Origin of the sequence: Amycolatopsis bullii (assembly GCF_014654205.1) — a bacterium.
Classification (GTDB): domain Bacteria; phylum Actinomycetota; class Actinomycetes; order Mycobacteriales; family Pseudonocardiaceae; genus Amycolatopsis; species Amycolatopsis plumensis.
In genome coordinates this window covers 1-19,475 of the sequence record NZ_BNAW01000047.1, presented here as the reverse complement: position 1 = coordinate 19,475, position 19,475 = coordinate 1, and the positions used below count along the sequence as shown (strand labels likewise).

The window sequence follows — 19,475 nt, the reverse complement described above, 5'->3', positions numbered from 1 at the left end:
TCACCTCGCTTCGCCTTCGTCTCCCGGACTCGTCAGCTGGAACCAGTAGAAGCCGTGCCCGGGCAGCGTCAGCAGGTACGACAGGTCCCCGATGCTGGGGAACCGCACGCCGCCGGTGAGCTCCACCGGCGTGCACCCGCGGTGCGCCGACAGGTCCAGCTCCACCGGCTGCGGGAACCGGGAGAGGTTGTTCACGCAGAGCACGACGTCTTCGCCGCCGTCCGGGCGCCGCCACTGGCGCTTGTAGGCCAGCACGCTCGGGTTGGACCCGCCGAGGTCGACGAACTCGCCCTCGGCGAACGCGTGGTGCTGCTTGCGCACCTCGATCATCCGCCGGGTCCAGTTGAGCAGCGAGGACGCGTTGTTCGACTGCGCCTCGACGTTCAGGCCCTGGTACCCGTACACCGGGTCCATGATCACCGGCAGGTAGATGCGGCCCGGGTCGCAGGAGGAGAACCCGGCGTTGCGGTCCGGGGTCCATTGCATGGGTGTGCGCACCGCGTCGCGGTCGCCGAGCCAGATGTTGTCTCCCATGCCGATCTCGTCACCGTAGTACAGAACGGGCGAACCGGGGAGGGACAGCAGCATCGCGGTGAACAGCTCCTGCTGGTTGCGGTCGTTGTCCAGCAGCGGGGCCAGCCTCCGGCGGATGCCGATGTTGGCCTTCATGCGCGGGTCCTTGGCGTACTCCGCGTACATGTAGTCGCGCTCTTCGTCGGTGACCATCTCGAGGGTCAGCTCGTCGTGGTTGCGCAGGAAGATGCCCCACTGCGTGCCGCTGGGGATCTCCGGGGTCTGGGTGAGGATCTCCGAGATCGGGAACCGGGACTCGCGCCGGACGGCCATGAAGATCCGCGGCATCAGCGGGAAGTGGAAGGCCATGTGGCACTCGTCGCCGCCGACGGCCGGGTCACCGAAGTACTCGACGACGTCCGAGGGCCACTGGTTGGCCTCGGCGAGCAGGATCCGGCCCGGGTACTCGTCGTCGACGACCTTGCGGCAGCGCTTGAGGAACTCGTGCGTGCGCGGCAGGTTCTCGCAGTTGGTGCCCTCCTGCTCGAACAGGTACGGCACGGCGTCCAGGCGGAACCCGTCGATGCCCAGGTCGAGCCAGAACCGCAGGACGTCGATCATCGCGTTCTGGACGTCGACGTTCTCGTAGTTCAGGTCGGGCTGGTGGGAGAAGAACCGGTGCCAGTAGAACTGGCCGCGGACCGGGTCGTAGGTCCAGTTCGAGGTCTCGGTGTCGACGAAGATGATCCGCGCGTCGGCGTAGCGGGAGTCGTCGTCGCTCCAGACGTAGTAGTCGCCGTACGGGCCGTCGGGCTCGCTGCGGGACTGCTGGAACCACGGGTGCGCGTCCGAGGTGTGGTTGAGCACCAGGTCGGTGATCACCCGGATGCCACGCCGGTGCGCCTCGTTGAGCAGGAAGACGAAGTCCTCGACGCTGCCGAACTCCGGGAGCACCGCGCGGAAGTCGCTGATGTCGTACCCGCCGTCGCGCAGCGGCGAGGCGTAGAACGGCGGCAGCCACAGGCAGTCGATACCCAGCCAGGCCAGGTAGTCGAGTCGCCCGGCCAGGCCGCGCAGGTCGCCGGTGCCGTCGCCGTTGGAGTCGGCGAACGCGCGCACCAGCACTTCGTAGAACACCGCGCCCTTGAACCACTCCGGGTTGCTCGGCGCCTGCTGCGCCGACCGGAAGTCCCCGGCTTGCGGTTCCACGAGCATGCCGTCGGCGGTCATCGCCTCGCCGGTGTGCGGCACGCCCTCCAGCCCCAACGCCGCGTCGGGCCGGGATTCATCCGCCATGTGTTCCACCTCAGTCCCTCGGATTCCTGTCCTTCCGTTCTCAGCCGGCCAGCCGTCGTCTCACCGACACGACGTGCGCGACCGCCCGCCAGGGCTCGAGCCGGACGTAGTTCGCCGGACCCCACTCCCAGGTGTCGCCGGTGACCTCGTCGTGGGCGATCAGCCGTTCGTGCGCTTCGAAACCGAGTGCGCCGGTGTCGAGCCAGAGCGTGCCCTCTTGGGGCCCGTACGGGTCGAGGGTGACGACCGTGACCACGGTGTCGCCGGTGGCCGGGTCCTGTTTGGAGTAGGCCAGCAGCGCGTCGTTGTCGATGTGGTGGAAGTGCAGGGTGCGCATCTGCTGCAACGCGGGGTGCGCTTTGCGGACGGCGTTGAGCTTCGCCAGCCACGGCTCCAGCGAACGCCCTTCGGCGAGCGCGCGTTCGAAGTCGCGCGGGCGCAGCTGGTACTTCTCGGAGTCGAGGTACTCCTCGCTGCCTTCGCGGACCGGGACGTGCTCGAACAGCTCGTAGCCGGAGTAGACGCCCCACGTCGGCGAGATCGTCGCCGCCAGCGCGGCCCGCAGCGCGAACATGCCCGGGCCGCCGCGCTGCAGCGACTCGTGGAGGATGTCCGGGGTGTTGACGAACAGGTTCGGGCGGCCTTCGTTCCAGTGTTCCCGCAGGTCGATGGCGAAGTCGATCAGTTCCTGCTTGCCGGTGCGCCAGGTGAAGTAGGTGTAGCTCTGGGTGAAGCCGAGCCGGGCCAGGCCCCACAGGCGCGCCGGGCGGGTGAACGCCTCGGCCAGGAACAGCACGTCCGGGTGGGCGTCCTTGACCGACTGGATCAGCCAGGCCCAGAAGTCCGGCGGCTTGGTGTGCGGGTTGTCGACCCGGAAGATCTTCACCCCGTGGTCGATCCAGACGGTGATCACCCGCAGCATCTCTTCGTAGACGGCCTTGGGGTCGTTGTCGAAGTTGATCGGGTAGATGTCCTGGTACTTCTTCGGCGGGTTCTCCGCGTACGCGATCGAGCCGTCCGGGCGGGTCGTGAAGAACTCCGGGTGCTTGAGCACCCACGGGTGGTCGGGCGCGGCCTGCAGCGCGAAGTCGAGCGCGACCTCCATGCCGAGCTCTTCGGCGCGGGCCACGAAGGCGTCGAAGTCGTCGAAGGTGCCCAGCTCGGGGTGGATCGAGTCGTGGCCGCCCTCGTCGGCGCCGATCGCCCACGGCGAGCCGACGTCCTCCGGCTTGGCGTCGAGGGTGTTGTTCGGGCCCTTGCGGTTCACCCGCCCGATCGGGTGAATGGGCGGCAGGTAGACGACGTCGAAGCCCATTTTCGCGACGCGGTCCAGGGCGGTCGCGGCGGTGGCGAAGGTGCCGTGCACCGGCCGGCCCTCGGCGTCGAGACCGCCGGTCGAGCGGGGGAACAGCTCGTACCAGGAGCCGTACGCGGCGCGGCGGCGGTCGACCCAGATCTTCTGCGGCTTGCCCTTGGTGATCAGTTCCCGCACCGGGAACTCGTGCATGACCTGGCGGACCTCGGGCGAGAGCGCGGGCCCGACCCGCTCGGCGAGGCTGCGCTCTTCGTCGCGCAGGGCCTTCACCGCGCCGGTGAGGAGCGCTTTCTCGCCCCGCCGGTCGGGGCGGCGGGAGACGCGCTCGATCAGGCGGGCGCCGTTCTCCAGGTCGTTGGCGAGGTCCTCGGGGCCTTGCCCGGCGGCGACCTTCACCTCGACGGCGTGCTCCCACGTCGCCCAGGGGTCGCCCCACGCGTCGACCCGGAACGTCCACAGGCCGGTGGTGTCCGGGGCGATCACCGCGGCGAACTCGTCGGGGTGGTCGGGGCCGCGCGGCACCATCCGCGTCTGGCGGGTCAGCCGGTCTTCCGGACCGCGCCACGCGACGGTCGCCGCGACGGCGTCGTGGCCCTCGCGCCAGACGGTCGCGAAGACCGGGATGTGTTCCCCCACAACGGCTTTGGCCGGATACCGGCCGCAGCTCACACTGGGGGAGACGTCGTCGATGCCGAGCCGGCCGGTCATGGGCAACGCCCTTCGATGTGTCGGTTGGACGCAGACGGCGACAGTCTGCCTGACTCGATCAAGCGCCCACGAGGCAGGGTTCTCTATCCCTGTACCCAAAACGGATCAACCGAAACACTTTCGGGGCAACGAGTTCCGGGCGCGTGTCCCGCAGGTTACGCACGCCCGCTCCCCCGGCCCCACCGCTCCGGCGCACGCCTCGCGCACTCCGGGCACTTTCACGTGAAAGTGCCCCTCCGGCGAGATACGGGTCAGTAGGGTTCGGGGTGCGGCTCTGCGGCCAGCCGCGGGGCGCGGAGCAGGAGCAGGGAGCGGGACTGGAGGGTCACGCGGCTCTTGGCTTCGAGCGTGCCCGGGTTGGCCGGGCTGCCGTCGGCGGTGCTCGTGTCGAGGGTCGGCTTGAACGTCTCGCCGTACTCGCGACCCGGCAGGATCACCTCGGCCGGGGCGTCGCCGGCGTGCAGCCACAGCAGCCACGAGTGGTCGGGCACCAGTTCGCCCTCGCGGTTGCGGGCCTGGCTGTTCGAGCCGTCGATCCACATGCCGAGCGTGTGGCGGTCCTCGAACCAGTCGCTCTCGCCGAACTCCTCGCCGTCCGGGCGGAACCAGACCAGGTCCGGCTTACCGGTCGGGGTGGTCCGGCCTTCGAAGAACTCCGGCTGCCGCAGCGCCGGGCTGTTCGCGCGCAGCCGGACGACCCGGCGGGCGAACGCGAGCATGGCCTCGGCCGCGGGGTCGTCCGGGGTCCAGTCGAACCACGACGTCTCGTCGTCGAGGCAGTACGCGTTGTTGTTGCCGCCCTGGGTCCGCCAGAACTCGTCACCCGCGGTCAGCATCGGGGTGCCGGTGGACAGCAGCAGCGTCGCGAACAGGTTGCGGGCCTGCCGGGCGCGCAGCTCCCGGATCGCCGGGTCGGCCGTGTCGCCCTCGGCGCCGTGGTTCCACGACCGGTTGTCGTTGGTGCCGTCGCGGTTGTCCTCGCCGTTGCCCTCGTTGTGCTTTTCGTTGTAGGACACCAGATCCCGCAGCGTGAAGCCGTCGTGCGCGGTGACGAAGTTGATCGACTGCCACGGCCGCCGCAGGTTGTGGTCGTACAGGTCCGACGACCCGGACAGCCGGTACGCGAGGTCGCGGACGCCGGTGGCGCCGCGCCAGAAGTCACGCACGGTGTCGCGGTAGCGGCCGTTCCACTCCGCCCACTGGGCGCCGAAGCCGCCGACGCGGTAGCCCTCGCCGGTCGCGTCCCACGGCTCGGCGATCAGCTTGCAGCGGGAGAGCACCGGGTCGGTGGTGATCGCGGTGAGCAGCGTCGACGCCGGGTCGAACGCGCCACCGCGGGGCCGCCCGAGCGTGCTGGCGAGGTCGAACCGGAACCCGTCGACCCCCATCTCCTGCGTCCAGTACCGCAGCGAGTCGGTGACCAGCCGGACCACGGTCGGCGAGCCCGCCTCCAGGGTGTTGCCGCAGCCGGTGATGTCGGCCATGTGCCCGCGGTCGGTGTGCAGGTAGTACACCGGCGCGTTCAGCCCGCGGAAGCTCAGCGTCGGCCCGTCCGGCCCGCCCTCGCAGGTGTGGTTGAACACGACGTCGAGGATCACCTCGATGCCGGCCGCGTGCAGGGCGGCCACCATCAGCCGGAACTCCTCGACCTCGTGGCCGGGTTCGCTGGCGTAGGCGGCGTGCGGGGCGAAGAAGCCCAGCGGCGAGTAGCCCCAGTAGTTGTGCCGCCCGGCCCGGATGAGCGACGGCTCGTCGAGGAACGCGTGCACCGGCAGCAGCTCGACCGAGGTGACGCCGAGCCGGGTCAGGTACTCGATCGCCACCGGGTGGGCCAGGCCGAGGTAGGTGCCCCGCAGCGCCTCCGGGATGAACGGGTGCTGCTGTGTGAAGCCCTTGACGTGCAGTTCGTAGACCACCGCCTCCTCGAACGGCACCTCCGGCTTGATCCCGGTGTCCGGGCCGCCGGGCGAGCTGACCACCGACAGCGGCACGCTGCCCAGGGAGTCCACAGTGGACATCGGGCCGCGCTCGGGGTCGCCGGTGAAGCCCTGGGCCGCGGCCAGGTCGGTGAGCCCGCCGGTGATCTGCCGGGCGTACGGGTCGACGAGCAGCTTGTGCGGGTTGCACCGCAGGCCGCGGGCCGGGTCGTACGGGCCGTGGATCCGGTAGCCGTACCGCTGCCCCGGCGTGACCCCGGGGACCAGGCCGTGCCAGACGCCGAAGGTGCGCTCGGTCAGCGCGATCCGGCGTTCCGAGCCGTCGGCGTCGATCAGGCACAGTTCGACGGCGTCCGCGACGGCGGACGTGATCGCGAACCGCACTCCCCCGGCCTCGGGGTGGGCTCCGAGGGGGAAGGGGCGGCCGGCGAGGACGTGGTCGGCGGAGGGTCGTGTGGCCATTCCTGAATCGTCCCAGATCGGAGGTGGTCCGTGCGCGCCATTACCGATGAGTTACCCGGAGGCAACCGCGGTCGGGGTGGTCGTTTCGGCGATGACGAAGGTGTCCGGCGGCAGGTGGGCGGCCCCACCGTCCACGGTGGCCTCCCCCCAGGCCAGCAGCGACCCGGTGGCCCCGAGGGGCAGCGTGACCGGGCCGGCGCCGAAGTTGACGGCCAGCCGCAGCCCGCCGCGGTGCAGCACCAGCCAGGAACCGTCGGGCGCGGCGTCGACGCGCAGGGCGGCAACCCACGGGTCGGCCAGCTCGGGCCGCTCGCGGCGCAGCCGGATCAACGCGCGGTAGAGCTCCAGCACGTCCCGGTGACCGGGACGCTCCGGCTCGGCCCAGTCGAGCCGCGAGCGCTCGACCGTGGCCGCGTCCATCGGATCCGGTACGTCGGACTCGCCCCAGCCGTGCCGGGAAAACTCGCGACGGCGGCCCGTGCGGACGGCCTCGGCCAGCTCCGGGTCCGGGAAGGATGCGAAGAACTGCCACGGCGTGCTCGCCGCCCACTCCTCCCCCATGAACACCATCGGGGTGTACGGCGAGCAGAAGAGGATCGCCGCGCCGCACGCCAGCCGGTCGCGAGGGACCGTCGCCGAAAGCCGGTCGCCGGTCGCGCGGTTGCCGATCTGGTCGTGGTTCTGCAGGTAGCCGAGGAAGCGGTGGCCGGGCACGGTCCGCGTGTCGACCGGGCGGCCGTGGGTCCGCTCCCGGAAGGACGACCAGGTGTCCGCGTGGAAGAACACCTCGCGCAGGACCCGCTCGACGGCGTCCGGCGCGGCGAAGTCGGTGTAGTACCCGGTCGTCTCGCCGGTCAGCTTGACGTGCAGGGCGTGGTGGAAGTCGTCCGACCACTGGGCGTGCAGGCCGAAGCCGCCGCGCTCACGGGGTGTGACCAGCCGCGGGTCGTTGAGGTCGGACTCGGCGATCAGCGTCAGCGGCCGGTTCAGCGCCGCCGACAGGCTGTCGACCTCGGCGGCGAGCTGTTCGAGCAGGTGCACGGCCCGCCGGTCGAGCAGCGCGTGCACGGCGTCCAGGCGCAGGGCGTCGATGTGGAAGTCGCGCAGCCAGCTCAGCGCGTTGTCGACCACGTACCGGCGGACTTCGTCGGAGCCGGCGCCGTCGAGGTTGAGGCCGGGTCCCCACTCGTTCTGCCCGGCGAAGTACGGCCCGAACTTGTCGAGGTAGGCGCCCGACGGCCCGAGGTGGTTGTAGACGACGTCGAGCACGACGGCCAAGCCCCGCGCGTGGGCCGCGTCGACGAACCGCTTGAGCCCGTCCGGCCCGCCGTAGGGCTCGTGGACCGCGCCCCAGAGGACGCCGTCGTAGCCCCAGCCCGCGGTGCCGTCGAAGGCGTTGACCGGCAGCAGCTCGAGGTGCGTGATGCCGAGCTCGACGAGGTGGTCGAGCCGGTCGATCGCCGCGTCGAAGGTGCCGCCCTCGGTGAAGGTGCCGATGTGCAGCTCGTAGAGGACGGCGCCGGGCAACTGGCGGCCGTGCCACGCGTCGTCGGTCCAGGCGAACTCACCGTGGTCGTAGACGCGCGACTCCGCGTGGACGCCGTGCGGCTGCCACCGCGATCGCGGGTCGGGCAGCGGCTTCTCGTCGTCGTCCAGGAGGAAGGCGTAGTTGACGCCGTCGGCGTCGGCGTGCCACCAGCCGCCGTCGCCTTCGGTCATCTCGTGCACGCCTTCGTCGACGCTCACCCGGACCCGGCGGGCCGAAGGGGCCCACACGCTGAACCTCATACGTCTCCTCGCACCAGCAACGCGACGGGGTAACGGTCGAACAGGGTGGCCAGGTCGCCGGTGACCTCGCGGCCGGTCAGGACGTCGGTCCACACGCCGGCGGGCAGCGGCAGGACGGTGTCGCGCCACCCGCCACCGGCCTCGAGGCCGACCGGGAGCCGGGTCACCGCCACGGCGAGGTCCGGGCTGCGCGTGTAGGCCAGGCAGTGGGCCGCGGCCGGGCCCTCGGCCCGCAGCGGCCGGTAGCCGCGGAATAGTGCCGGGTGCTCGCGCCGCAGCCGCAGCGCCTTGTGCACGACCAGCAGCTTCGCCGCGCCCGACGCGTCGATCTCCGGCAGCTCGCCGTCGGTGATCCGGGCGAGGATCTCCCGGCGGGCCACGTAGTCGACCGGGCGGCGGTTGTCCGGGTCGACCAGGGAGAAGTCCCACAGCTCGGTGCCCTGGTAGACGTCCGGGACACCGGGCGCGGTCAGCTGGACGAGCTTCTGGCCGAGCGAGTTCGCGTACCCGGGCCCCTCGATGCGCTGGACGAACGCCTCGACGTCCGCGGCCAGTTCGGCGTTGTTCACGACGTCTTCGGGCCACGCGGCGACGTCGGCCTCGAAGGCCTCGTCGTGGTCGGTCCAGCTGGTCCGGAGCTTGGCCTCCTTGGCCGCCTTGTCGAGGTAGTCCCGCAGCCGGGACGGCTCGATCGGCCAGGTCGACACGAGCGTCTGCCAGGCCAGCAGGTTCAGCGACGGCTCGTCGATCCCCCGCCGCGCGGTCCACCGCCGGAGGGCCTCGGCGAACTCGCCGGGCACCTCGGCCAGCACCGCCATCCGCGCGCGGGTGTCCTCCGAGCGCTTGGTGTCGTGCGTGGTGAGCGTGGTCATCGCCGCGGGGTAGCCGGCCTCGCGCTCGGCGGCCAGCCGGTGGAACTCCTCGACGCCGAGCCCGAACCGGTCCGGGTTGCCGCCGACCTCGTTGAGCGCGGCGAAGCGCGTGTAGCGGTAGAACGTCGTGTCCTCGGTGCCCTTGGCGACGACCATGCCGGACGTCTGCTGGAGCCGGGTGGCCAGCTCGCTCTCCGGGTTCTCGCGGACCGCGGTGTCGAGGCGCGCCAGCGCGTCGGCGAGGTCGGGCCGGGCTTCACGGGCCCCGGCGATCGCGGCCGCCCAGTGCGAAGCGCCCTCGGGCAGGTAGGAGCGGTAGACGGGGAAGGCGATCATGGTCTCGGCCACCGCCTGCCGGGCCTGCTCCGGGTCGACGTCCGGCAGCAGCGCGGCGATCCGCCGCACCTCGGCGACCAGGATGCGGTCGGTGACCAGGCGCCGGGCCTCGGCCTCGACGCGGTGGTAGCCGGTCTGCACGCCCAGCTCGTTCGCCAGCTCGGTGAAGCCCGGCTCGCCGTCCGGGTCGACGAAGACGCCGGCGATCTCGCGCAGGGCGTCGTAGCCGGTGGTGCCGTCGACCGGCCAGCTCTGCGGCAGCGGCTCGCCCGGGTGCAGGATCTTCTCGGCCACGATCCACGCGTCCGGCGCGTTCTCGCGCAGCCGCCGGAAGTAGCCGCCCGGGTCGGCCAAGCCGTCCGGGTGGTCGACGCGCAGGCCGGTGACGTCCCCGTCGGCGACCCAGCGCAGCACCTCGCCGTGCGTCTCGGCGAACACCTTCGGGTCCTCGACGCGGACCCCGGCCAGGTTCGTGATGTCGAAGAACCGGCGGTAGGTCAGTTCCGCGTTGCCGCGGCGCCACCCGATCAGGCGGTAGTGCTGGCGCTCGTGGACCTCCTGCGGCGTCCCGGTTCCCGTGCCGGGGGCGATCGGGAACCGGTGGTCGTAGTAGACCAGTTCGTCGCCTTCGACCGTCAGCTCCCCGACGGCGTCATCGTCGCCGAGGACGGGCAGCAGGAGCGGGCCGCGCTCCCAGTCGACGTCGAAGAAGGCCGCGTACTCGGAGTCGCGGCCGTGCTTCAGGACGTCCCACCACCAGCGGTTGACCTTCGGCACCTCGACCGACATGTGGTTGGGCACGATGTCGACCACCAGGCCCAGGCCGAGCTCCTTCAGCAGCGCGGACAGCTCCTGCCGCGCCGCCTCGCCGCCGAGCGCGGGCCGCGCCTGCGTCGGGTCGACGACGTCGTAGCCGTGCGTCGACCCGGGGGCCGCGTCCAGCACCGGCGACGCGTACAGCGCCCCGATGCCGAGGTCGCGCAGGTAGCCGGCGATGCCGGCCGCGTCGGCGAAGGTGAACTCCGGGCGCAGCTGCACCCGGTAGGTCGACTCCGGCACCGTCATTCGGCTTCCGTTTCCGTCCGTTGCAGCACGATCAGGGACCGGGCGGGGAGGGTGAGCCGTCCGCCGCCTTCGATGGGCTTGGTGTCGGCGGGCTCGACCTCCCCGGTCGCGGTGTCGACCACGACGGTCCAGCTCTCCCCGTAGCCGTTGCCCGGGAGCGTGGTGTCGATGTCCTCGTAGTGGGCGTTGAAGGCGAGCAGGAACGAGTTGTCCTCGACGTGCATCCCGCGCGGGTCGAGGTCGGGGATCGCCTTGCCGTTGAGGAAGACGACGACCGCCTTGCCGAAGCCGTCGTCCCAGTTCTGCTCGGTCATCTCCTCGCCGGCCGGGGTGAACCAGGCGATGTCGCCGAGCTTCGCGCCCTTGCCGACCGGGCCGCCCTGGAAGAAGCGGCGGCGGCGGAACACCGGGTGCCGGTGCCGGAACGCGCCCAGCCCGGCGGTGAACTTGACCAGGTCGGCGTTCTCCTTGGCCAGTTCCCAGTCCACCCAGGACAGTTCGGAGTCCTGGCAGTAGACGTTGTTGTTGCCTTGCTGGGTGCGGCCGAACTCGTCGCCGTGCAGGATCATCGGCACGCCCTGGGACAGCATCAGCGTGGCGAGCATGTTCCGCTGCTGCCGCGCCCGCAGGGCGAGCACCTCGGGATCGTCGGTCTCGCCCTCGACCCCGCAGTTCCACGAGCGGTTGTCGTCGGCGCCGTCGCGGCCGTCTTCGCCGTTGGCCTCGTTGTGCTTGTCGTTGTAGGACACCAGGTCCCGCAGTGTGAAGCCGTCGTGCGCGGTGACGAAGTTGATCGAGGCGAACGGGCGGCGGCCGTCGTCCTGGTAGAGGTCCGACGAGCCGGTGATCCGGCTCGCGAACTCGCCCAGCGTGGACGGCTCGCCGCGCCAGAAGTCGCGGACGGTGTCGCGGAACTGCCCGTTCCACTCCGTCCACAGCGGCGGGAAGTTGCCGACCTGGTAGCCACCGGGCCCGACGTCCCACGGCTCGGCGATCAGCTTCACCTGGCTGACGATCGGGTCCTGCTGGACCAGGTCGAAGAACGTCGACAGCCGGTCGACGTCGTAGAACTCGCGCGCCAGCGCCGAGGCGAGGTCGAACCGGAAGCCGTCGACGTGCATCTCCGTCACCCAGTAGCGCAGCGAGTCCATGATCAGCTGCAGGGTGTGCGGGTTGCGGACGTTGAGGGAGTTGCCGGTGCCGGTGTAGTCCATGTAGTACTCGGGCTCCCCCTCCACCAGCCGGTAGTAGGCCTCGTTGTCGATGCCCCGCATCGACAGCGTCGGCCCGAGGTGGTTTCCCTCGGCCGTGTGGTTGTAAACCACGTCGAGGATCACTTCGATCCCGGCTTCGTGGAACGCCTTGACCATGCCCTTGAACTCCTGGACCTGGCCGCCCTCGCCGGGCATCGCCGCGTAGGAGTCGTGGGGCGCGAAGTACCCGATCGTGTTGTAGCCCCAGTAGTTCGTCAGCCCCTTCTGGGCGAGACCGTGGTCGGTGACGAACTGGTGCACAGGCAGCAGTTCCACCGCGGTGACGCCGAGTTTCTGCAGGTGCTCGACGACGGCGGGGTGCGCGAGGCCGGCGTACGTGCCCCGCAGCTGCTCCGGCACGAACGGGTGGTTCACGGTCATGCCCTTGACGTGGGCCTCGTAGATGACCGTCTCGTTGTACGGCCGATTCGGCTGCCGGTCGTTGCCCCAGTCGAAGAACGGGTTCGCCACCAGCGAATACGGCACGCGGCCGGCGGAGTCGTCGTCATTGCGCTCGGCCGGGTTGTCGAACTGGTAGCCGAACAGCGACTCGTCCCACTTCACGCCGTGCGAGACGGCCTTCGCGTACGGGTCGATAAGCAGCTTGTTCGGGTTGCAGCGCAGGCCGCGCTTCGGGTCGTACGGGCCGTGCACGCGGAACCCGTAGCGCTGCCCGGGGCCGACGTTGAGCAGGTAGCCGTGGTGGACGAAGCCGTCGACCTCTTCGAGCGCGTAGCGCGTCTCCTTGCCCTCGGCGTCGAACAGGCACAGTTCGACGCGCTCGGCCACCTCGGAGAACAGGGCGAAGTTCGTCCCGACTCCGTCGTAGGTGGCGCCGAGCGGGTAGGGCGTTCCGGGCCAGGGCCGCACTGGGTGTCTCCTCGAGCTTGGGTCGTACCGGTGCCGTATCACCGGGGGTCGCGCGCACCGGGGTGGTCGTTACCGGGGCAGCGGCCGGGCCGCCGCCAGCGGTGCGACCGCGGCGCGGACCCCCTGCGCGGTGAAGAAGCCGTCCACGCTGACGGGCAGGCGAATCCGCCAGTTAGGGTACTGGTCGACGGTTCCGGGCAGATTCGGCTGCCGCACCTGGCCCGCGACGTCGGCCGGCGAGGTCAGCACGAGCCGTGACGCGGCCTTCGCGAGCAGGGTGTGCAGCGCGACGACCGGGTCGTCGTCCGGGATTCCTTCCCGCGCAACGAGTTCCAGCAACGCCCTGCGTTCACCGGCGGCGGCTTCCTCTTCGGCCTCGACCCCGCGGTCCAGCAGGCCCAGCTCGGCCCGGACCCGGACGTGCTCGCTCTTCAGCCAGCCCGGCACCGTCGGCAGGTCGTGCGTGGAGATGCTGGCCATCGCGTCCGGGTCCCAGCTTTCCGGTCGGGTGAACGGCTGGCCCGGCGCGTCCCAGTCGCGCTCGAACCACAGCACGGCCGAGCTGAGCATCCCCCGATCGTGCATCGTGTCGGTGACGACCTCCTCGACGGTGCCGAGGTCCTCCCCCACGACGACGGCGCCGGCCCGGTGCGCCTCGAGCGCGAGCACGCCGACCATGGCCTCGGCGTTGTAGTGGACGTACGTGCCGCGGTGCGCGGGCTCGCCCGGCGGGATCCACCACAGCCGCCACAGGCCGGCGATGTGGTCGACCCGGATGCCGTCGGCGAAGCGCAGGACGCCCCGGATGACGTCCCGGAACGGCGCGTACCCGGCCTCCGCCAGCTTGTCCGGCCGCCACGGCGGCAGGTTCCAGTCCTGCCCCTGCTGGTTGAAGGCGTCCGGCGGCGCGCCGACCCGCACGTCGGCGGCGAAGACGTCTTCGAGCGCCCACGTGTCGGCCCCACCGGGGTGCACCCCGACCGGCAGGTCGTGCACGATCCCGACGGTCATCCCCGCCTCGCGCGCGGCGGTGCGCGCCGCTTCCAGCTGAACCCGGCAGAGGTGCTGCAGCCACGCGTGGAAGGCGACGCGGTCCTCGAGCTCGTCGCGCGCCTTCGCCACCGCCGGTCCGGCCGGGTCGCGCAGGTCTTCCGGCCAGTCGCGCCAGTCACCGCCGTGCCGCTCGGCGAGGGCGCAGAAGAGGGCGAAGTCCAGCAGGTCGGCGTCCTCGGGCACCTCCTCGACCCGGTGTGGCCACAGCAGTTCGAGGGCGGCGCGCTTGGCCGTCCAGACGGCGTCGTAGTCGACCAGCTCGCCTTCGCGGTCCGGGGCCAGGGACTCGACGGCCTCCTGCGTCGCGGCGTCGGCCTGCCGGAAGGTCTCGGTGGCGGTGACGCGCAGGTAGACCGGGTTGGCGAACCGGCGGCTCGCCGGCGAGTACGGCGAGCGTTCGATCGGGTGGGCCGGGCTGATCGCCTGCACCGGGTTCACCAGCAGAACGCCGGCGTCGAGTTCGGCGGCCGACCGGGCGGCGAAGGTGGCGAGGTCGGCGTAGTCGCCGATGCCCCAGGACCCGGGTGAGTGCAGGGCGTAGAGTTGCAGCATCCAGCCCCAGGCGGGCCGCACCCGCGGCAGCTTCGCCGGCACCACGGCCAGCACGACGTCCTGGTCGGCGGTGACCACCCGGTGCCACCCGAGCGGCAGGTCCGCGGGCAGTTCCCCGTCGGCCCGCCGCCGCGTCCCGTCTTCGAGGACGACTTCGGCGTCGACACCCAGCGTCTTGCCGGTGCCTTCCCGGACGACGATGGTCGGCGGCAGGGCGGCCGGGGCTTCGCGCACGGCGGCCAGCGCCGCGGCGATGGCCTCGTCACTGGTGGCATCGACGCCGAACTGGCCGAGGACGGCGACGACGACGTCGTCGTCGACGTCGACCCAGACCCGGTCGGCGTTCTCGTACCGGGTCGCGACACCGTAGGAGTCGGCGAGCTCGTGCAGGGCGGGGATCTGTTCGGGCACGGGACCAGCATTCCGGTGCCCGGCCGTTCCCGCCATCTGCGCGGCCTACGTCACCCCGGCTCCGGCGTCTTGAATGACTCATTCCTGGCCTCCGACGCCAGGAATGAGTCATTCACTGCGTCCCCACCCGTCACCCCCGGCGCCTCCTGCCGCCGGCCAGCACCGCCACCCCCGCGAGCACCATCACCACGCTGGCCCCGACCTGCCACGACGCCGGCAGCAGGTGCAACTGGACGAACCAGCTCGGCGAGCGCGCCCCGAGCAGGCGGTTGAGCAGCCCGCCGCCGCCCTGCACGACCAGCAGGATCCCGAGCAGCTCCCTCACGGCCGCACCTCCTCCCTGCCGAACAGCTCCTGCCACACCGGCCCGGCGAACAGCCAGACCGCCGAGACGGTCCCCAGCCGCGGGAACCACTCCCACAGCGGCGCCACCCGGTCGGGCTCGCCGATCGCGAAGATCGCCGCCAGCAGCGCGACCGCGGAGAGCCCACAGGCCAGCAGGCACTTGCCCCACTCACGCCACTCGTACCGCGCCCGCTCCCGCCCCTGCCGCTTCGGCGGTGGCGGCGGCCCGCTGTGACAACCGGGGCTTCGCCCCGGGCCGGGGGCTTCGCCACCCGGACCCCCCCGAAAGCCGCCGGCAAAACGGTGGGCGAACCGCTCGTCGGCCCACCGGACCATGCTGGGCCCGAACACCACGCTGAAGCCGAGGTAGACCGCCGCGAGGCCGTGCGTGAACCCCGGCCGGCCCCCGCCGGACAGGTCGAGCACGGTCGCCACCAGCACCACGACGTCGACCAGCGGCACCATGGCCAGCAGCACCGCCGACACGCGCCGCGCGCGCAGCAGGTACCGCACCGCCAGCCCCGCCGCGATGAACACCCAGAACCCGATCTCGCCCGCCGCGATGACGGCGGCCATCGGGTTCTCCGCGAAGAACTTCCCCATCTCGTCCACCCCGCCACGCTCGCGCGCCGTCGCGGCCGGCCGCGTCGGCGAAGCGGCGGACCCGGTGTCATCACTTCGTCGGACGCGGGCCGGCGCGCGGTGTGCTGGGATGACCGGGTGCCCCTGCCCCGCCTGCGCTCGCTCCCGGTGTGGCAGCAGGACGGCCTGATCGCGCTGGCCACCTGGCTGCTCGGGTTCCTCGTCTACGCGACCGGGATCCACCGGCTCGTGGCGGCGTACGACCACGGGCCGCTGGCGGTGCGGCTGCTGGAGCTGTCCGCGTTGTGCGGGCTCGAGCTGCTGCGCCGGCGGGTGCCCCTCGCCCTCGTCCTGGCCACGGCGGTGCTCGCGGTGGACGTCGGGCTCGGCCCGTCGCTTCCGGTGCTGATCATCTACACCGACTTCCTGTACGCGGCGACGCTCTACGGCTCCCGGCGCACCAGCCGGGTGATGATCGGCCTCGCCGCGTTCACCGTGGTGGGCGTGCTCGCCGCGGTGCTGGTCTTCGCCCAGCAGTGGCGGGCGGCGGTGCTGGCCGCGGTCGGCGTGCTGCCGTTCGTCATCACGCCGGTGTGGTGGGCGGCCAACATCCGCCAGCAACGCGACGTCGCCGAAGCCGAGCGCGCCAACGCCGGGCAGCTGGCGAAGATCGCGGAGCTGGACCGGCGGGCCGCGGTCGCCGCCGAACGCGGGCGGATGGCCCGCGACCTGCACGACGTGATCGCCGGGCACCTCTCGGCCATCGCCATCCAGTCGGAGGCGGCACTGTCGCTGCCCGACCCGAAACTGGCGAAGGCGGTGCTGGAGTCGGTGCGGGAGAACAGTGTCAGCGCCCTGGAGGAGATGCGCGCGATGATCGGGCTGCTCAAGGCCGACGGCGGGGACGCGGAGACGACCGCGCCCGCCCGGCTGGCGGACCTGGCCAAGCTGGCGGAGTCGGCCAGGGCCAGCGGGCTGGAGGTGCACGTCGAGTCCACTGTGGACGCAGACGTGCCGCTGCCGGCGGCGGTCGACCTGACGGCGTACCGGATCGCGCAGGAGGCGCTGACCAACGCCGTCAAGCACGCCCCGGGCGCACGCGTCGACGTCGCCGTCCACTGCCTCGACGGCGTCCTCGCGGTCGAGGTCCGCAACGACGTCCACGGTCCGCTCCCCGCTCCCGGCGGCGGGACGGGCCTGCTGAACATGCGCGAACGCGCGGACGCGGTGGGCGGCGAGCTCACCGCGGGCCCGGCGGGCGGCGGCTGGCTGGTCCGCGCGGAACTCCCGGTGGGCACACCCGTGACAACCGGGGCTTCGACCCGGGCCGGGGGCTCCGCCACCCGGAACCCCCGGAAGCCGTTGTGACCGTCCGCGTCCTGGTCGCCGACGACCACAGCGCCGTCCGGTTCGGCCTCACCACCATCCTCGGCCACGCCGACGGCATCGAGGTCGTCGGCGAGGCCGCCGACGGCGCCGCCGCCGTCCGCCAGGCGCGGGCCCTGCGGCCGGACGTCACCCTCATGGACGTCCGGATGCCCGGCACCGACGGCATCGCCGCCACCCGGGAACTGGTGTCCGCGGGCCTGACCCAGGTGCTCGTGCTGACCACCTTCGACCTCGACGAGTACGTGCACGGCGCGCTGCGGGCCGGGGCCGCCGGCTTCCTGCTCAAATCGGTCGAAGCGCCCCGGCTGATCGAAGCGGTGAAGCTCGTCGCGGCCGGCGACGGCGTGCTCGCCCCGCAGGTCACACGGCGGCTGATCACCGCGTTCGCCGCGTCGGCCCCGGACCGGTCCACCCTTCCGCCCGGCCTCGGCGACCTCACCGACCGCGAGCGCGAGGTGCTCGGCTGCCTCGGCGAGGGCCTGTCCAACGCCCAGATCGGTGCCCGGCTGTACATCGGCGAAGCGACGGTGAAGACGCACGTCTCGCGCGTGCTCGCCAAGCTCGGCCTGCGCTCGCGGGTGCAGGCCGCGATCCTCGCCCAGGAGGCCGGCCTCGCCTCGCACGACTCCGGCGTCGATCTGCGGAACGACCCGTGACCTTCTAACTTCTCCTCATGGGTGAGCGGCGAACGCTGAACGTGGACGAGGTCCTGGAACGGCAGGACTCCGGGGAGCTCAAACGGCGGCTGCGCGGACGCGACCTGGTCGGGTTCGGCGTCGGGATCATCATCGGCACCGGCATCTTCACCTTGGCGGGGGTCGAGGCGAAGACCCACGCGGGACCCGCGGTGACGCTGTCGTTCGTGCTCGGCGCGGTCGTCGCCGGGCTCGCGGCACTGTGCTACGCCGAACTCGCCTCCAGCGTCCCGACGGCCGGAAGCGCTTACACCTACGCCTTCGCCACCCTCGGCGAGGTGTTCGCCTGGATCATCGGCTGGGACCTGCTGCTGGAGTTCGCGCTCGGCGCCGCGGTGGTGTCGCGGGGCTGGTCGGGGTACCTGGCGAACCTGCTCGGGCTGTCGCCGGAGTGGTTCGGCGAAGACGCGAAGGTCAACATCGGCGCGGTGCTCATCATCGCCGTGCTGACCGTGGTCGCCGTGCTGGGCATCAAGGAATCGGCCTGGCTGACCAACCTGCTGGTGTGCGTGAAGGTCGCGGTCTGCGTGCTGGTGCTCGGGGTCGGGCTGTTCTACGTCAAGGGCGCCAACCTGACGCCGTTCATCCCGCCGGCCAAGGCGCCCGAAGCCGGCACGACGGTGCTGGAACAGCCGGCGGTCCAGGCGGTGCTGGGGCTGGAGCAGTCGGTCTACGGCATCGCCGGGATGATCACCGCGGCGGCCGTGGTCTTCTTCGCCTACACCGGGTTCGAAGCGCTCGCGAACCTCGGCGAGGAGACGCTGAACCCGCGCAAGGACCTGCGCGTCGGCATCCTCGGCGCGCTGGGCGTGTGCGCGCTGCTCTACATCGGCGTCTCGATCGTGCTGACCGGCATGATCCCGTTCACCGACATCGACACGGGCGCGCCGCTGGCGGACGCGTTCGACCGGGTCGGCCAGCACTGGGTGGGCGCGCTGATCTCGCTCGGCGCGGTGACCGGGCTGACGTCGGTGATGATGGTCGAGCTGGTCACGATCGGGCGGATCGGGTTCGCGATGGGCCGTGACGGCCTGCTGCCGAAGGCGCTCGGCACCGCGCACCCGCGCTGGGACACCCCGCACCGGATGACCGTCGGCGGCGCGGCGCTCATCGCCGTGCTGGCCGCGTTCATCCCGATTTCCGAGCTGGCCGACATGGTGAGCATCGGCGCGCTGTCGGCGATGATCATCGTGGCCGTGGCGGTCCCGGTGCTGCGCCGCCGCCGTCCCGACCTCGACCGGCCGTTCAAGGTGCCGTTCTCCCCGGCGGTCCCGGTCGTGGCCGCGCTGGCGTGCCTGTACCTGATGCTCAACCTCAACGTGCTGACGTGGATCCGGTTCGCCGCGTGGCTGGTGATCGGCCTGGTGATCTACTTCGCCTATGGCCGCCGCCACTCGCGCTTCAGTCCCAATAGGACGGAGTGAGCCCGGCGTCCCCGGCCGCTCTCCGCACCCCGGCCGCCTGGTCGGCGTCGACGACCACGAGAACACCGAGCCCGGCCAGCGCCGCCGTCACCCATTCGACCGGCTGGTCGTGGCGGCCGTGGTCGCCGAGCGACGGATAAGTGTCCACAATGGACAGCAGGGTGCCCTCGGCGCCGATGCGGATGCCCGCCAGGAGCACGAAGTGGCCGCCGGGCGGGCGCCAGCGGGATGTCCACAGTGGCGGGACGCCGGTGTCGAGGTAGTCGAGCAGCGCGCGTTCCGGGGTGTCGTGCGCGCCGAGCTCGGCGGCGTCGATCCGGGCCAGCACCGCGACGCGCGGGACGTCCCACAAGCCGACGAGGAGGTCGAACAAGGCCTCGGTGGTCCACTCCCCGGTCACCGGCACGGCCGAGAGGGCGCCTCGCGACAGCGACCCGATCGCCGCCGCCAGCACGGAGACCCGGGTGCCGGCCGCGGCCGGGTCGTCGACGACGGGCAGCGGCAGCCGGAAGTCGCGCCGGCCCGGCTCGCCGGGCGGGCGCACGGCCGGCCCGCGGACAAAAAGGGGGGGGGGGGGGGGGGGGGGGGGGGGGGGGGGGGGGGGGGGGG

Annotated in this window: 13 protein-coding genes; 3 read left to right on the top strand and 10 right to left on the bottom strand. The window is 71.8% G+C overall.

Translation table 11 applies throughout. The features are described from left to right. The 9 genes from treS to IE317_RS35225 form a co-directional block, all read right to left on the bottom strand. The gene (treS, locus tag IE317_RS35265; protein WP_191315705.1) at nucleotides 1-1,809 is read right to left on the bottom strand and encodes a maltose alpha-D-glucosyltransferase; all 1,809 of its coding nucleotides are present in this window, start codon (nucleotides 1,807-1,809) and stop codon (nucleotides 1-3) included. Nucleotides 1,810-1,849: 40 nt separating this feature from the next. Beyond that, on the bottom strand, nucleotides 1,850-3,832 hold the full coding sequence (locus tag IE317_RS35260) for a maltotransferase domain-containing protein (protein WP_191315704.1): 1,983 nt from the start codon (nucleotides 3,830-3,832) through the stop codon (nucleotides 1,850-1,852). A 251-nt stretch (nucleotides 3,833-4,083) separates the two neighbouring features. Next, complete coding sequence (gene glgX, locus IE317_RS35255) at nucleotides 4,084-6,231, bottom strand: glycogen debranching protein GlgX (protein ID WP_191315703.1); 2,148 nt, start codon at nucleotides 6,229-6,231, stop codon at nucleotides 4,084-4,086. Between the two features lie 51 nt (nucleotides 6,232-6,282). After that, a complete protein-coding gene (treZ, locus tag IE317_RS35250) occupies nucleotides 6,283-8,019 on the bottom strand; it encodes a malto-oligosyltrehalose trehalohydrolase (protein ID WP_191315702.1) in 1,737 nt (578 codons plus the stop codon). Next, nucleotides 8,016-10,292 (bottom strand): malto-oligosyltrehalose synthase, encoded by a 2,277-nt coding sequence (gene treY / locus IE317_RS35245; RefSeq protein ID WP_191315701.1) that lies wholly within the window; start codon nucleotides 10,290-10,292, stop codon nucleotides 8,016-8,018. The genes treZ and treY overlap by 4 nt, the downstream gene beginning before the upstream one ends. Continuing rightward, nucleotides 10,289-12,415: a glycogen debranching protein GlgX gene (glgX, locus tag IE317_RS35240; RefSeq protein ID WP_191315700.1), complete on the bottom strand. Its 2,127-nt coding sequence runs from the start codon at nucleotides 12,413-12,415 to the stop codon at nucleotides 10,289-10,291. The genes treY and glgX (IE317_RS35240) overlap by 4 nt, the downstream gene beginning before the upstream one ends. 69 nt (nucleotides 12,416-12,484) lie before the next feature. Beyond that, nucleotides 12,485-14,467 (bottom strand): 4-alpha-glucanotransferase, encoded by a 1,983-nt coding sequence (malQ, locus tag IE317_RS35235; protein WP_229903067.1) that lies wholly within the window; start codon nucleotides 14,465-14,467, stop codon nucleotides 12,485-12,487. A 94-nt stretch (nucleotides 14,468-14,561) separates the two neighbouring features. Further along, entirely contained in the window at nucleotides 14,562-14,756 is a 195-nt protein-coding gene (locus IE317_RS35230) for a hypothetical protein (RefSeq protein ID WP_191315698.1), read from the bottom strand. Further along, nucleotides 14,753-15,379: a hypothetical protein gene (locus IE317_RS35225; RefSeq protein ID WP_229903066.1), complete on the bottom strand. Its 627-nt coding sequence runs from the start codon at nucleotides 15,377-15,379 to the stop codon at nucleotides 14,753-14,755. Before IE317_RS35225 ends, IE317_RS35230 begins: the two co-directional genes overlap by 4 nt. 117 nt (nucleotides 15,380-15,496) lie before the next feature. On the opposite strand from IE317_RS35225, the gene IE317_RS35220 reads away from it, so the two are divergent. From IE317_RS35220 to IE317_RS35210, 3 genes are read left to right on the top strand one after another with little or no spacing between them, the layout of a single operon-like run. Next, entirely contained in the window at nucleotides 15,497-16,726 is a 1,230-nt protein-coding gene (locus tag IE317_RS35220; RefSeq protein ID WP_191315696.1) for a sensor histidine kinase, read from the top strand. Continuing rightward, nucleotides 16,723-17,403 (top strand): response regulator, encoded by a 681-nt coding sequence (locus tag IE317_RS35215; RefSeq protein WP_191315695.1) that lies wholly within the window; start codon nucleotides 16,723-16,725, stop codon nucleotides 17,401-17,403. The genes IE317_RS35220 and IE317_RS35215 overlap by 4 nt, the downstream gene beginning before the upstream one ends. A gap of 41 nt (nucleotides 17,404-17,444) precedes the next feature. After that, nucleotides 17,445-18,866 carry an amino acid permease gene (locus IE317_RS35210; protein WP_444859552.1) on the top strand — a complete coding sequence of 474 codons (1,422 nt, stop codon included), beginning with the start codon at nucleotides 17,445-17,447 and terminating at the stop codon, nucleotides 18,864-18,866. On the opposite strand, the gene IE317_RS35205 is transcribed toward IE317_RS35210, so the two are convergent. Further along, nucleotides 18,844-19,410 carry a DUF6885 family protein gene (locus tag IE317_RS35205; protein WP_444859551.1) on the bottom strand — a complete coding sequence of 189 codons (567 nt, stop codon included), beginning with the start codon at nucleotides 19,408-19,410 and terminating at the stop codon, nucleotides 18,844-18,846. The genes IE317_RS35210 and IE317_RS35205 overlap by 23 nt on opposite strands. Nucleotides 19,411-19,475: the final 65 nt, after the last annotated feature.